The organism is Micromonospora sp. IBHARD004 (assembly GCF_052814115.1).
On the sequence record NZ_CP199934.1, the window covers coordinates 2,202,023 to 2,216,726 of the forward strand.

Below are 14,704 nucleotides of genomic sequence, written 5' to 3' on the forward strand. Positions count from 1 at the left end.
TTCCGCCCGGCGGCGGTTGGGTCCAGAGAGTCACAGCCAGCCACGCGTTTTGGCGCTCATGCCCATCTGGAAGCGGGTAGCGGCACCGAGGTCTTCCATCAGCGCGTGGATCCGGCGCTGCGTGGTTCTGATCGACCAGCCTAGCGACCTGGCGATACCTTGGTCCGTCAGCCCTGAAGCGAGCAGCATCAATAGATCCCTGGTTTCCTCGTCCGGTCCGCTCGCGCCGTCCACCGGCCCGTCGACGGACAGCGGCACGCCCCGCTCCCACTCCGCCTCGAAGAGCGTGATCAGCGCGTCGAGGAGGGAGGATGGGTGGATCAGGTAGGCCAGGCCGTTCTTCTCGCTGGAGCTGATTGGAATGACGGCCATCCGGTCATCGACCATGAGCATTTTGAGCGGCAGGTCCGGCCTTACCCGCGCTTGTTCACCCTCGCGCAGCGTCGCGAGTAGGCCGGCTCGTAGCCGCCCAGGCCAGGCGACCGCTTTTCGGCTGTAGATCACCCGATACCGGATGCCCCGGCGCAGCCGCTTGCCCTGGTTCTCCACATTCGCGTTCTCCACATTCGCGCTGGGCGTGCTGACGTAGGGCGGCTTGTCGAAGCCGCGTACCTGCGTCTTGGCGCTGTTCTCGATGTGCGTCACTCTGCGACCGATGTTGTCCTGGCCGACAAGCACCTCCAGTGACTGCTCCGGATGGATGTAACGAGATGCGGCCCGGTGCGTCTCCATCAGTGCCTGTGCGGCGTCGCGCGCCTGCCACAGTCTCGACTCGACCGCGCCGATCAGTTCGCCGATCGCAGCGTCAGGTGGCGCGGCGAGATAGCGCACCGGCCGTCCCGGAAGCCGGCTGACCAGACCGCGCTCGGTTAGCCGGACCAGTGCACCTCTGGCCTGAGCCGGGGACAGCCGGGCGGTTGCGGCAAGTTCGTCCGCGCTCGCTCGAGGGTTGCCCACCAGCGCGACGTACACGGCACTCTCCGCCGGCGCGAGGCCCAGTGCTTTGAACATGTCGCCCTCCAGGCTTCCGTTGTTGGCGGGGCTTTCCAATGCGAGGGCGGCACCCGGCTGTTCTGCGTGATGCCGGCTGCGTGTCCCGGCAGCCGCTGACCATCGTGCTGGCCGGCATAAAGCCGCCACCTGGCAAGTATTGGTCAGCCTGCCATCTTGCGCCAGCGGCTGGCGCGCTGCCAGCCTGGCTGCGGCGGTTCGTGATCAACCCCGTCCGGCCGCCCCCGGCTCAGGGACATCATCAAAGGAGCCCCCCTTGCCAACCCCATTGCCCCGCAGATCGAAGCTGACAGCTTTGGCGTCTGCCCTGGCGATCCTGACGGTCAGCCCGCCGGCGTTCGCCGCCACGGTGGATACCACCCCTGGCGCTACCAGCACATCGCACGCCGGCACCGGATCCGGTCCGAGCGCCCTTCGCACCGTCACCCTGATCACCGGGGACACGGTCACGGTCACCACCGCCGCCGACGGCACCGAAAGCAAGGAGGTCACGGGACCGGACGGTGAAGCCATCGGGTTCAAGATCCACCAGGTCGGGAAGAGCACCTACGTCTACCCCGACTCCGCCCTGCCGTACGTCTCCGCCGGGCGCCTGGACAAGGAGCTGTTCAACGTCACCGAGCTGCTCGCCGACGGCTACGATGACGCGCACACCGACCATCTCCCGCTGCTCGTCAGCTATACCGACAGCGCCGCCCGCGCCCGCGCCCAAGCGCTTCCCGCTGGAGTCGCGAAGGTCCGCACCCTCAGCAGCATTCAGGGCGCCGCGCTGACCGAGAGCCACGGCCACGCCGCCGAGTTCTGGTCCGGGCTCACCGGAGGGGCCGGCGCGCAAAGTGCCGCACGCGTCACCGGCGGCGCCCAGCCCTCCTTCACCGGTGGTATCGCCAAGGTGTGGCTGGACGGGAAGGTCAAGGCCGCTCTGGCCGACACCACCGCGCAGATCGGCGCCCCGGAGGTATGGGCGGCAGGCGACACCGGTCAGGGCGTCGACGTCGCCGTGCTGGACACCGGCGTGGACGCCAGCCACCCGGACCTGGCGGACCGCATCGCCGGCTCGGCCAGCTTCGTGCCCAACGATCCCGACGTCAACGACTACCAAGGCCATGGCACGCACGTCGCCTCCACCATCGCCGGCACCGGCGCCGCCTCGGACGGCAAGGAGAAGGGCGTCGCCCCCGGCGCCCGCCTGCACATCGGCAAGGTGCTCTTCTCGGTGTGCGCGGGCTGCGACACCGTAGGCCAGCAGTCGTGGATCCTGGCGGGTATGGAGTGGGCCGCCCGCGACCAGCACGCCAAGATCATCAGCATGAGTCTCGGAGGCCAGCCGACCGACGGCACCGACCCGATGAGCCAGGCCGTCAACAAGCTCAGCGCGGAGACCGGCGCGCTCTTCGTCATCGCGGCGGGTAACAGCGGCGCCCCGGGCACCGTCGCCTCGCCGGGTGCCGCGGACGCCGCGCTGACCGTCGGAGCGGTGGACAGCTCCGACCAGCTCGCCGACTTCTCCAGCCAGGGCCCGCGCGTAGGCGACTTCGGGCTCAAGCCGGAGCTCACCGCACCGGGAGTCGACGTGCTTGCGGCACGTTCGCACTACACCGCGAATCCGGGCGAGGGCCCCTACACGACGATGAGCGGCACCTCGATGGCCACCCCGCACGTCGCGGGAGCCGCCGCGCTGCTGGCCGCCGCGCACCCGGACTGGACCGGCCAGCAGCTCAAGGATGCCCTGATCAGCTCCACCAAGGCCACCCCGCAGTACACCCCCTATGCGGCCGGCGCCGGCCGCCTGGACGTCGCGGCCGCTGTGCGGGACACGGTGTTCGCGACCGGCGGCGCCTACGCCGGCCTCGACCCGTGGCCGCACCAGCCCGGTGAGAAGCACGACAAGGAGGTGACCTACACCAACACCGCCGACGCCCCGGTCACCCTCAATCTGGCGATCAACGCGCCTGACGCGCCTGCGGGTCTGTTCACCCTGTCCGCCACGCAGGTCACCGTGCCCGCGCACGGCACCAGCAAGGTCACCTACACGGCCAACATGGACAAGGCCCCCCTGGACAGCCACTTCAGCGGCATGATCAAGGCCGCCGACGCCGACGGTAAGATCCTCGCTCACACCCTCATCGGAGTGGGCAAGGAAGCGGAGCGCTACAACCTCTCGATCACCGCCAAGGACCGCAGCGGCGAGCCGCTCTCCGGGCTGCTCTGGGTGGCGGGAAAGAACTTCTCTCACTTCTACGGGATCGATGAGTCGGGCAAGGTCGACCTCCGGCTGCCGGCCGGCACGTACGCTGCCTTCCTCCAAGCCGACGTGCAGGGCACGCACGGCCCGCACTCCCGGGGCGTAGCGCTGCTGAGCGCTCCCGAGATCGCCCTGGACCGGGATCGCGCGGTCACGCTGGACGCCTCGGCCGCCCGGCAGGTCAGGGCCGTCGTTCCCAAGGAGACCACCGACTCCCATGCCCACATGGACGTCTACCGATCATTTGATTCCGCCCATCGCGTGATGAGCACCGCGGGCACCTTCATGCCCGGGTACGACAGCATGTGGGCGCTGCCCACCGGCAATAAGGTCACCAACGGTGACTTCTCCTTTGGCGCGCGCTGGCGCAAGGAGGAGCCCGCACTGACGGTGGCCTCCGACAAGCGGAGCTTCGACGACCTGAGGTTTCAGCGAGGCTCGAAGCCGCTTCCCGATGGACGGATGACCCTCGACACGATCTTCGCCGGGCAGGGCGCCCCGGCCGACTACGCCGGGCTACAGGCCCACGGCAAGATCGTCGTGGTGCGCCGCAACGACACCGTCGTACTGGAGCAGCAGGAGGCCGCGGCCGCACAGGCCGGCGCACGGCTGCTGCTGGTCGTCAACGATGGGGTGGGCCGGCTGGCGCCCTGGCCCAGGCAGCCCATCAGCTCCCTTCCGTTCCTTCCGCCTGTCTCAGTGGCCACCCTCACCCAGGACGAGGGCGAGGAGCTGATCACCCAGATCCAGCACGGTAAGACCCCGCTGACCCTGGTCTCCAGCCGCGTCACGGACTACCTCTACGACCTTGTCCGTCACTACGTCGGCGCGGTACCCGACGACCTGACCTACCAGCCGGCAGAGGAGGACTTGGCCCGCGTCGACGTCTCCTTCCGTAACTACCGGCCGAACAGGGCGACCGAATACCGCTCAGACATCTGGCAGGGATTCATAACAGGCGCCTCTTTCCTTAACGAGGCTCCAGCCCAGGGTGAGCGCACCGACTGGGTCTCTGCCGACAACACGGACATCCAGTGGAAGGAGCGGGCCCAGCTCCCCGGTGAAGTCCAGGAGGCGGCCTCGGCGGTGCGCTACAAGGCGGGCACCACCAGCGACCTTCACTGGTTCGGCCCGATCCACCGTCCCCGCCTCGACAACCAGACAGGGGGGAATAGGACTGACGACAAGATCGACGCCGCGATCCCGGGCTGGGGCGACTCCGGTGTGGACCACGTGGGCATCACCGCCAGCAACCCCCTAGTCAGGAACACGGTGACGCTGTACCAGGGAGACACGCTCCTGTCCACGTGGCCCGCCGACTATATGGCGGTCTCGGGACTCAGCCCCCAGCGCCTTCCCTACCGGCTCGTCTCGGAGAACTCCCGGGGCGACTGGAAGAACCCGTACTCCACCAGCACGCGGACCGAGTGGGGGTTCACCTCGGCGGCCGGCGACACCGGTACGTCCGCAGTCCTGCCGTTGATCCAGCTCGACTACAAGGTCGACACCGACACCGCGGGCAAGGCAAGCCGGACCGCCGACCTCGTGGTCACTCCCTCCCACCTCGCGGGAGGACCGAGCTCCAAGGCGATCGGCGACGTCACCCTTGACGTCTCCTACGACGACGGCGCCACCTGGCAGCAGGCAGCGCTCAACCACATCGGTGACGGCTGGGAGACCGTGCTCCACGCCCCGGCCGGCGCCACGTACGTCACCCTGCGCGCCTCCGCGCACGACGACCAGGGCAACAGCGTCACCCAGAGCATCACCCGCGCCTTCGGGCTGAAGTAACCACCCTCAGCCCGTCGCTCGGGCGGGGCCGCCACCCGCGGTCCCGCCCGAGCGACAGTCCCGCCCGACACACGCCTGCACGCCCCGGCGTCGCGCCCACCCGATCGCCGGGCAACGGTCCATGACGACGTCGAGCCCGGCGTCGGGGGCACGCTGGGCGGCGGCCTCATACCGTCCTCCGATCAGTGCGACCAGTGCGACCTGACGGTCCGACGCCGCGGTCCAGCAGGTCCCTCGTCAGCTCGGACACCCGCAGGGTGACCGCCACCTCACGGGTGATCACCTCCACCAGCTCGGTCGGAGCCCCCTGCAGTCGGCTGGCGCGGTACTCACTTGCCAGGTCATCGACCGCGTCCCCCAGCGCGGCGAACGCGCCTCGGAATCGGCTCGGCGCTTGGCGAGCAGTGCGCTCAACGCGGTCCGCGGGCTGACCGGCCGGTACTGGCCGTGTCGTTCTCTTCGCAGCACGCCCAGTTCCACCAACCGGGCCACCGCGTCCCCTATCCGGCTGGGCGTGGCGCCCAGGTCGTCGGCGATCTCCCGCGCTGTCCGGTCCGGCTTGGCCAGATGCGCTCAAGGGGGTGATCCGGCTGTCCCGGTTCCGGTTGGTCAAGGACAAGCTGGACCGCTCCACCGAGCAGCGGCAAAGCTGAACGGGCCCGCGTCCACTGACGCGGGCCCGTTCACCTGCCGCCGGGGTCCTCGTCCCGTCGCGGCTCAGCGGTCGTTCACGTTGGCGGCCACGATCCTCGGGCTGAACTCGAACAGGTTCGGGTCGTTCGGGTCGATAGTCACGGCCACCCAGTGGGTGTTGCCGTCGCCGAACGTCTCAACCCGGGTGAAATTCGCCACGACCTGGCCGTTGTCGTACTTCAGCGGCTTGTCCTCCTTGAAGTAGTGGCTGTCACCGTGCACGAGCGCAGACTGGCCCGGGAACGCGAGGACCTGCCTGCGCAGCTCGGGGAGGATCCCGCTGAAGCCGTCGTACTGTGCGGGCTGCAGCTTCTGCTCGTTGTTGAAGTTCGGGTCGGCCTGCCAGTCCACGAGTACGCCCTTCAGCCCCAGCCGCTTGGCCTCCGCGTAGGACTCCGACAGCCAGTGGATGTTGGCCGCCTCACGCTCCTGGTGCTCGGCAGCCATCCGCGCGATCTCGCTTGCCGGCCGGTTCTCGCCGTCGACACCCGCGTGCGGCAGGTTGTCGTTGGAGCCTTGGACGTTGAGGCCGATGAACATCACCGGACCTTCGACCAAACGAACGTTCTCCCGGTACTTCTCGTAGCCGGGTTCCTCGCTTTCCCGCCGCACCGTCATCGTGTGACGCCCAAGGCTCTGATCGGTCGGACAGAAGACCTGCCGCTCGTGGTCGAGTCGCTCGAGCGGGTCGAAGCCCCCGGTGGCCGGGCCGTAGCGGCCCCAGCAGTCCGTCCAGTCGTTGTCGCCTGGTAGGGCGACCACCGGGCGGTCGAAGCTGTTGAACCACTCCAGCGACTGCGTGTACAGCGCATCTGTGCAGGCGCCGTCGCCGCCCGCCTTGAGGTCGCCATCGAAGATCGAGAACGCGAGGTTAGCGTCGTTCATGTCCGCGATCAGACGCGGGTACTCGATCCGTCCGGAGGCGCCGTACGGCACGTCACCGAAAAGCCCGACCGTGTACGAACGGCCGTTCGCGTGTCCATCCTCGTGATCGTCATGGTCTGCGTACGCGCTGCCTGCGCCCATCAAGCCAGTCACGACCGCAGCGGCTGCGGCCGCCGCGATCGCACTTCGCCAAATGCTTCGCATATCTGAGGCTCCAGTCGTGCTGGGGATGATCGACCGCAGCGTAGGTAGACGCAGCTGCACAACTCCGGCACGGTGGATTGCCGCGAAACGGCTGCTGAGCGAACGTTCGGCGGATCATGCCCGCGCCGGCGAACGACCTGCGGTCCGCCGGTGGGTTCCGAAGCGCCGGTGAACCACGTGGCGCAGGCACTCCCCGCTGATTCATCAACCACCGGTGGACCGGGCCGGACCGGATGGCCGCCCCGAATCTCCTGCGACCGGTTCCGCGCGGGCAACGAGCCCGAAGTGTCTCGTACATCCTCGCTGTCAGTCCAGCAGGCGTAGGCGGGCACCGCCCAGCCCCTGCAATGCGAGTACCGGCCGGGCCGGGTCGGCTTGCGGGGCCATCAGGAACGGCCCGGTGAGCCGCGTCTCCGACCAGAGTTCCTCGGTGAGGTCAAGCAGCGTCCTCAGCTTGTTGCTCCCGTCGGACAACGCGCGTAGGTCGAGGTCGAAGCGGAGCTCCGTCGTAGACGCTGGGCGGAGGGTCAGCACGGACGTCGGGATGTACAACGGCATCTGCAGCGGCGCTGCGCCGCTTGGGCGTCGAGAACTGTCCTAGCTGGTTGAACGCGGATCTCACGGGCGAGACGCTGACCAGGACTTCTCGCCTGGTGACCTCTTCGGCGGATCCGAAGTGGTCAGGCTCCGCTGCTTCCTGCCTGGCTGGTGCCGGCTCGCGGACTACTCCGGGCCCTGGGATGCCGGCCGTCTCCCGTTCCATGAACGTTCAGCCAGCTGTTCCTGCCTGCGTTGTTTGCCGTCCCTAAGTTGCTTAAGGCTACGAAAGAAGGGGCTCATGGACGCACTCCTCGCAATCCGGGCTCGCGGGATCACCAAGTGTTTCGGCGACGTCGTCGCACTCGACGGCATCGATCTGGATGTGGCGCAGGGGCAGATCCACGGCCTCGTCGGGCCGAACGGCGCCGGCAAGACGACACTGCTCGGCCTCCTGCTGGGCCTGGCCGTCGCCGACAGCGGCCGCCTCGAGATCCTGGGTACGCCGGTCGGGCGGGTGCTCGCCGCACCGGATGGTGTCGCCGGCTTCGTGGACGGGCCCGGCCTCTATCCCTCGCTCACCGCCCGGCAGAACCTCGCCGCGCTGGCCGCTCTCCGCGGCCGCAACGCGCGGACAACGGGGATCGACGACGTGCTCGACCAGGTCGGGCTCACCGATGTCGCCGACGACCGGGCCCGCGGCTTCTCCCTCGGCATGCGTCAGCGGCTCGGGCTCGCCGCCGCCCTGCTCACCAAGCCCCGGCTGCTCGTGCTCGACGAACCTTCCAACGGCCTCGACCCGGCCGGCAAAAAACACGTACACCGTATCCTCACCCGGCTCGCGACGGACGGAACCAGCGTCGTGCTCTCGAGCCACCGCATGGACGACCTCGAGGCACTGTGCTCCGAGGTCACCATCGTCGCCACCGGACGGGTCGTCTTCTCCGGCCCGCTGAGCAAGCTGGCCGCCGAGAACCGTGAACTCGACTACCGGCTGCTCACCTCCGACCCGCAGGCCGCCCGCCGGCTGGCTGTCGACACGGCCGGGATCCGCATCGTCGACGACGCCGGGGCACGGCACGACGCCGCGGTGCTCGTCGTGCGCGCGCTGGTGCCCGCCCTCGACGAACTGGTGGTGCGGCTCGTGCACGCGGACATCGCGGTGCGCGAGCTCGCACCCGTGGTGTCGCCGCTCGAGGCCGCGTTCCTCGCCCTCACCGAGCAGCAGGAGGCCAGCCGATGACCGCGACCATCGCCGACGACCACGCTGCCGGTGCCCGCCGCGTCTCGGTGGCGCGCGGCTACCGCTTCGAGCTGGTCAAGCTGGTCTCGCAATGGCGGATCCGCTTGCTGGTCCTCGCCTGCTGGATCGCGCCGGCGCTCTTCGTCGCCGCGGTGAGCCAGCAGAGCTCGCTGCCCGTCGACACCCTCTTCGGTCGCTGGATGCACGCCACGGGGTGGGCCGGACCGCTGGTGATGCTCGGTTTCGCGGGCACCTGGGCGCTCCCGCTGCTGACCTCGGTGGTCGCCGGCGACGTGTTCGCCTCCGAGGACCGGCTCGGCACCTGGCGCCACCTGCTCGTGGCGGTCCGGTCGCCTCGACGGATCTTCGCGGCGAAGGCATTGTCCAGCCTCACCGTCATCCTGCTGCTCGTAGCCGGGCTGGCCTGTTCCAGCGCGGCCGGCGGGGTCGTGGCGGTCGGCAACCAGCGCCTGGTCGGCCTCGACGGCCACCTGCTGACGCCGGCGGACGCCGCCGGGAAGGTCCTGCTCGCCTGGGTCTGCGTACTCGCCCCGACCCTGGCCCTCGCCGCGATCGGACTACTCGGGTCCGTCGCGCTGGGGCGGTCCCCGATGGGACTGCTGCTGCCCGCGCTCGTCGCGCTCGCGATGCAGCTCGCCCAGATGCTGCCGCTCCCCGTCGCCGTACGCCTCGCCCTGCCCGGCTACGCCTTCATCGCCTGGAACGGTCTGTTCACCAGCCCGGCACAGCTCGGCCCGCTCCTGATCGGCATCGTGGTCAGCCTGATGTGGGCCGTGACCGCGACAGCGCTGGCTTACCTGCTTTTCCTGCGCCGCGACTTCACCAACCCGACCTACGACGGCTCGGGGCGCCGCGCGGTCACCGCCGGAGTCCTGCCGCTCGTCGGGCTGGTCGCCGTGACGGTCGCGGTCGTCGCCGGGACGACCTCGGCCACGGGCTCCGGGATCGAGCAGGACAAAGTGCAGCGCTCGGTCGCCACGGCGTTCGCCCACCTCTACCGCATGCAGACCGAGCAGCTCAACCGCCCCGACGTCACCGAAGCGCAGCTGAAGGCCACGGCGACGTGCAACAAGGGCGGCGGCAAGGTCGCGGCCCAGGGGCCGGGCAACGACTGGCGTTGCGTCATCTCCTGGCATCTCCCCGACGTCGAGGCCACCGGGACGGCCATCTACCAGCTCGACGTCACCGCAGACGGGCGGTTCGTGGCCGATGGCGACGGACCGAAGGAAGTGAACGGCTACTTCCTGGTGCGGACCCCGACCGGGGACGCGCCGAACCCGCTCTGGCAGTTCGACGGCAACGTCGAACTGCTTCCCACCAGCCCGAAGGGATAAGTCCATGCAAGTAACACGCCGTCGGCGTGTCGAAAAGGACCATTCCGGCCTTTTCGGTCGACGCATCGGTCACCGGATACCCCTTGTAGCGGCAGGCACCGCCGCTGTCGTCGTCGTCGCGGGCCCCGGCATCGGTTTCGCCCAGACGCACCAGTTCGGCACCGACCAGGTCGGCCAGACCACCGACCAGGGCCTGGTCGTATCCAGCGACCAGTACCTCAACCCGATCGGCGATCGCCTCGTCATCAACAACGGCAAGATCATGTCGTCCTCGGTCAGCCCGGACGGCACCCACGTCGCGGCCTCGGTCGCCGACGGTGGGATGGCGCTCGCCATCGTGGACCTGAAAAACTGGAAGGTGCAGCAACTCGTCGGCAACAACGCGGCGGCGAACCTGCGCATCAGCGGCAACGACGTGGGCCAGGAAGGCCCCACGTACTCGCCCGACGGTTCGCAGCTGTGGCTGGGCCAGGCCGACGGCTACCGCACGTTCACCGTGAACCCGGACGGCACCCTCGCCAACCCGACGCTCATCCGGATCCCGCAGGACGGGCCCAAGCGCGCGCTGGTGGGCGAGGCGGTGTTCTCGCCCGACGGCTCCACCGTGTACTCCGCCGTCAACGGCCAGAACCGGGTGGTCGCCATCAACGCGGCGACCGGGGCCATCCAGCAGAGCTGGGCCGTGGGCAACGCGCCCCGCGACATGATCATGGTTGGCGGCAAGCTCTACGTCAGCAACGAGGGCGGCCGTCCGGCCAAGCCCGGCGACACCACGATCAACTCCTACAACACCCCGGTGCCGGCCGACCCGGTGACCGCTGCCACCACCACCGGCACGGTCAGCGTCATCGACCTGGCGAACCCGGCTGCCGCCGTCACGAGCATCGACGTCGGTCTGCACCCGACCGCCCTGTACGCCAAGAACGGGGCGCTGTTCGTCACCAACACCGCCACCAACGACGTGTCGGTGATCGACACCGCGAGTAACAAGGTCGTCCAGACCATCGCCACCCAGCCGTGGCCGGAGGCGACGGTGGGCTACGAGCCCGACGCGGTGACGCTCACCGACGACGGTCACCTGCTGGTGACGCTCGGCCGCGCCAACGCGGTCGCCGTCTACCGGTACACGACCCCGCTGGAGCCGGTCAGCTACGTCGGCCTGCTCCCGACGGACTACTTCCCCGCGGAGATCACCACCGTCGGCAACGACGTGCTGGTCTCCAACACCCGTGGTATCGACGCCCGCCGCCCCACCAACAGCGCCGCGCACGGCACCCACGACACGACGTCGAGCCTGCAGCGGTTCACGCTGCCCAGCGACGATGTCATCAAGTCCGAGACCGGCAAGGTCTTCAGCCAGAACGGCTGGCACGGCGGCTCGGTCACGCTGACCGAGGGCACGGGCGACGCGAAGCCGGTGCCGGTCCCGCTGCGGCTCGGTGACCCCTCGACGATCAACCATGTCTTCCTGATCGTCAAGGAGAACCGGACCTACGACCAGGTCTTCGGTGACGTCCCGCGTGGCAACGGCGACCCGTCGCTGGCGCAGTTCGGCGAGAACGTGACGCCGAACCAGCACGCGATGGCGCAGCAGTTCGGGCTGTACGACAACACGTACGACGTCGGCACGAACTCGGCCGAGGGTCACAACTGGCTGATGCAGGCCGACAACCCGGAGTACACCGAGTCCTCGGCCGGTGAGTACATCCGCAGCTACGACACGGAGGACGACGCTCTCGGCCACCAGCGGACCGGCTTCCTCTGGACCGGTGCGCAGGCGGCCGGAAAGACCGTGCGGAACTTCGGCGAGTTCCATCAGTTCCTGACCAAGCCGGCCGGCGCGAGCTGGCAGAACCTGTACTGCGACACCAAGAACATGGCGGCGACCGGACAGGACACCGCCTACCCCATGGTCTCGTCCTCGCCGATCCCGTCGCTCAACAACGTGTCGGTGCACGGCTTCCCGAAGTTCGACACCGGTGTCCCGGACATCTACCGGTACGAGATCTGGAAGCGTGACTTTGAGAAGAACGGGCTGGCGAACCTGAACATGTTCTGGCTCTCCAGCGACCACACCGGTGGTCCGCCGAACGGGGCCGCTCAGGTTGCGGACAACGACCTCGCGGTCGGCAAGATCGTCGACACGATCTCGCACAGCCCGTACTGGAAGGACTCGGCGATCTTCGTTGTCGAGGACGACTCCCAGGCCGGCCTCGACCACGTTGACGGCCACCGTGCCCCGATCCAGATCATCAGCCCCTGGGCCCGGCACGGCGTCGTCGACAGCCACTACTACACGCAGATCACGATGATCCGGACGATCGAGCAGATCCTCGGGATCCACCCGATGAACCAGAAGGACAGCGCGGCCAGCCCGATGCGTGTGGCGTTCACCCAGAACGCGGACTTCACGCCGTTCACCGCGCTGCCCAACCGGACCTCGCTGACCGCGGGTCTGAAGACCCCGCCTGCCTGCGGCCTGGACACCCCCGCGCCGCAGAACCCGAACGCCGCGGCCGCACCGTCGGGGAAGGTGCCGGCGGACAAGCAGCGGGTGGCGGCGCAGTGGGACGAGTGGAAGTCGCACCAGCGGCTGACCGGGCCCGACGCCAAGCCCGACTTCGCGAACCCCGCGCAGATGAACCACTTCACGTGGTACGAGACGCACGAGTGGACGAAGCCGTACCCCGGCGAGGACAAGATCTTCGCGCCGGAGGACGTGCCGGGCGCCTACCTCCCGTCGTCGGAGTCCGACGGCTGACGTAGGCCTGATCGCGTCAAGGGGGCCCCTGACCGGCGTCACCGCTGGCCAGGGGCCTCTTCTGTCCCTGTGTGGCACGCACCTCGAGGTCCCCGTCCACACGGGCGGTGGCCTGCTGATCGGGCCTGACGCGTAGCACGTCCCCAGAGGCATTCCCAGAGCCGACGTACCAATCTGCCGCGCACCGGGCGGTCCCGCAGGCGTGTGTGACCCTGACGGGGATGCTGGCGCATAGCAGCGCTCAGACCAGCCCCCGAACCGCCCGTAGTGCCGAGTCGACATCCGCCTCGCTGTTGGCGATGGTCGCTCCGAATCGCAGGTAGGAGGGGCGGTACGGCGTGCTGCTGGCGATCACGCCCGCGGCGTGCAGCCGTCCTACTGCCTCACCTACCGGCACGTCGGTCACGTCGCAGCAGACGACGCCGGCGGAAAGCTCGGACGAGCGCGGGGTGACCAGCCGCACCCCGCGAATGCCGGCCAGGCCGTCCTTGAGCCGGTCGGCCAGTTCGCGGGTCCGCGCGGCGACCCGCTCCGGCCCGATCCGTCGGTGGAACTCGAACGCCTCGGCCAGCGCCCACCGGTGCTCGAAGCTGTGGTAACCACCCGGCGTGTGCGCGGGTCCCGCGGGCGGCGCCGGGCCGCCCACACGTCCGAACAGCCAGTGGCCGATGCTGCGCCCGTCAAAGGTGGGGATCACCGGCGTCATCCGGCCCCACGCCCGCTCACTGCCCCAGACGAGTCCGGTGCCACGCGGCCCGAGCAGCCACTTGTGGCAGCCGGAGACCAGGACGTCGCAGCCGAGATGGGCCGGGGTCACCGCCTCGGCGCCGAAGCCGTGCACCCCGTCGACGCAGACCAGCGCTTCCGGGCTGCGCGCGCGAACCGCCTTGGCGAGCTGCCGAATCGGCAGCTTCACCCCGGTGCTGGAGTGCACCCAGGTGAGCGCGACGACCCTGGTTCGGGTGGTGACCGCCGCCGAGAGGTTGGCGACCACCTCGTCAACGGTGGTCACCGCCGGGTCCCGGTAGAGGCGCACCCGGCGGACGGTCACCCCGTCCCGCTCGGCCCGCAGCCGCAACGACTCGTGCGTGGCGTAGAAGTCGTGCTCGGTGGTCAGCACCTCGTCGCCGGGCCGTAGCCGTACCGCGGTGTAGAGCAGGCCGAGGCCCATCGTGGTCGAATCGGTCAGGGCGATCTGGTCCGGGCGGGTGTCGAGGTGGTCGGCGGCCGCCTCGAGCACAGCTTCGTCGAGCCGTTGCTCGTTGGCGCCCAGGTAGCCCATCGCATCCCGGTCGAGCCCGTCCCGGTGCGCGGCGACGGCGGCGCGGACCGGTGCGGGGTGTGCCGAGAAGACGAAGGTGGCCAGGTGCGCCCGGCTGCGGTCGAGCGCGAACTGTGCGCGCACGCTGTCCCAGCTCGCCGGGTCGAAGGGCGGTGCGGCGCTCGCCGGGCCGTCGGCCGGTGGAGCACCGGATTCCCGCCGGTCCGGCTCACAGCCGGTGGCCAGACCGGTCACTCCGGCTGCCGCGGTGGCGCCGAGCAGGGTCCGTCGGGTGAACTGCATACCGCTCATCGTTCATCGTCAACGTCACGTACAGGTCACCGAGGCGCTCGCGCTCAAGGCCGCTTGAGCTGCACGAGTGGTCGGATGGCCCCCTGCCACGAGAGCGGGACGCACGAGGTGGGTCAGGCGTGTCCGGCCAGGCCATGTAGGCATAGGCCGGGTACGGCGGCGCGGCCGAGTTCGGTGCCGGTGGCGGGATCGTGCCAGCGCACGGCATCGGTCTGACCTACGTAGAGGCGGTGACCGTCGGGGGTCAGCACGAGGCCGTTGACGGGTTGGCGGACCGGCCATTCGGTGGCGGGGCCGAGGTGCCCGAGATCGACTGTGCGCACCGTTGTGCCGGCGCCGATGAAGAGGCGATTTCCTGACCGACGCCAGGCCCATCAGGTAACCCGGCGCAATGCCCGCACGCATC

8 protein-coding genes are annotated in these 14,704 nt (G+C 69.3%); 4 read left to right on the forward strand and 4 right to left on the reverse strand.

Translation table 11 applies throughout. The annotated features are described in order from the left end of the window. Positions 1-30: 30 nt before the first annotated feature. Positions 31-1,011, reverse strand: coding sequence for a helix-turn-helix domain-containing protein (locus ACTWO6_RS10760; protein ID WP_446219478.1), 981 nt, complete (start codon positions 1,009-1,011; stop codon positions 31-33). A gap of 295 nt (positions 1,012-1,306) precedes the next feature. On the opposite strand from ACTWO6_RS10760, the gene ACTWO6_RS10765 reads away from it, so the two are divergent. After that, positions 1,307-5,047, forward strand: a complete 3,741-nt coding sequence (locus ACTWO6_RS10765) for a S8 family serine peptidase (protein WP_446219479.1) — start codon at positions 1,307-1,309, stop codon at positions 5,045-5,047. Between the two features lie 717 nt (positions 5,048-5,764). On the opposite strand, the gene ACTWO6_RS10770 is transcribed toward ACTWO6_RS10765, so the two are convergent. Both ACTWO6_RS10770 and ACTWO6_RS10775 read right to left on the reverse strand, forming a co-directional pair. Beyond that, on the reverse strand, positions 5,765-6,829 hold the full coding sequence (locus tag ACTWO6_RS10770; RefSeq protein ID WP_446219480.1) for a hypothetical protein: 1,065 nt from the start codon (positions 6,827-6,829) through the stop codon (positions 5,765-5,767). A gap of 306 nt (positions 6,830-7,135) precedes the next feature. Continuing rightward, positions 7,136-7,387, reverse strand: a complete 252-nt coding sequence (locus tag ACTWO6_RS10775) for a hypothetical protein (RefSeq protein ID WP_446219481.1) — start codon at positions 7,385-7,387, stop codon at positions 7,136-7,138. Between the two features lie 280 nt (positions 7,388-7,667). Between ACTWO6_RS10775 and ACTWO6_RS10780 the strand changes: the two genes are divergently transcribed. The 3 genes from ACTWO6_RS10780 to ACTWO6_RS10790 are packed head-to-tail and all read left to right on the forward strand — an operon-like array spanning position 7,668 to position 12,725. Then, on the forward strand, positions 7,668-8,609 hold the full coding sequence (locus ACTWO6_RS10780) for an ABC transporter ATP-binding protein (RefSeq protein WP_446219482.1): 942 nt from the start codon (positions 7,668-7,670) through the stop codon (positions 8,607-8,609). After that, entirely contained in the window at positions 8,606-9,964 is a 1,359-nt protein-coding gene (locus ACTWO6_RS10785) for an ABC transporter permease (RefSeq protein WP_446219483.1), read from the forward strand. Before ACTWO6_RS10780 ends, ACTWO6_RS10785 begins: the two co-directional genes overlap by 4 nt. 4 nt (positions 9,965-9,968) lie before the next feature. Further along, entirely contained in the window at positions 9,969-12,725 is a 2,757-nt protein-coding gene (locus tag ACTWO6_RS10790) for an alkaline phosphatase family protein (protein WP_446219484.1), read from the forward strand. Between the two features lie 241 nt (positions 12,726-12,966). Here the strand turns inward: ACTWO6_RS10790 and ACTWO6_RS10795 are convergent, their stop codons facing one another. After that, positions 12,967-14,298, reverse strand: coding sequence for an aminotransferase class V-fold PLP-dependent enzyme (locus ACTWO6_RS10795; RefSeq protein ID WP_446219485.1), 1,332 nt, complete (start codon positions 14,296-14,298; stop codon positions 12,967-12,969). Positions 14,299-14,704: the final 406 nt, after the last annotated feature.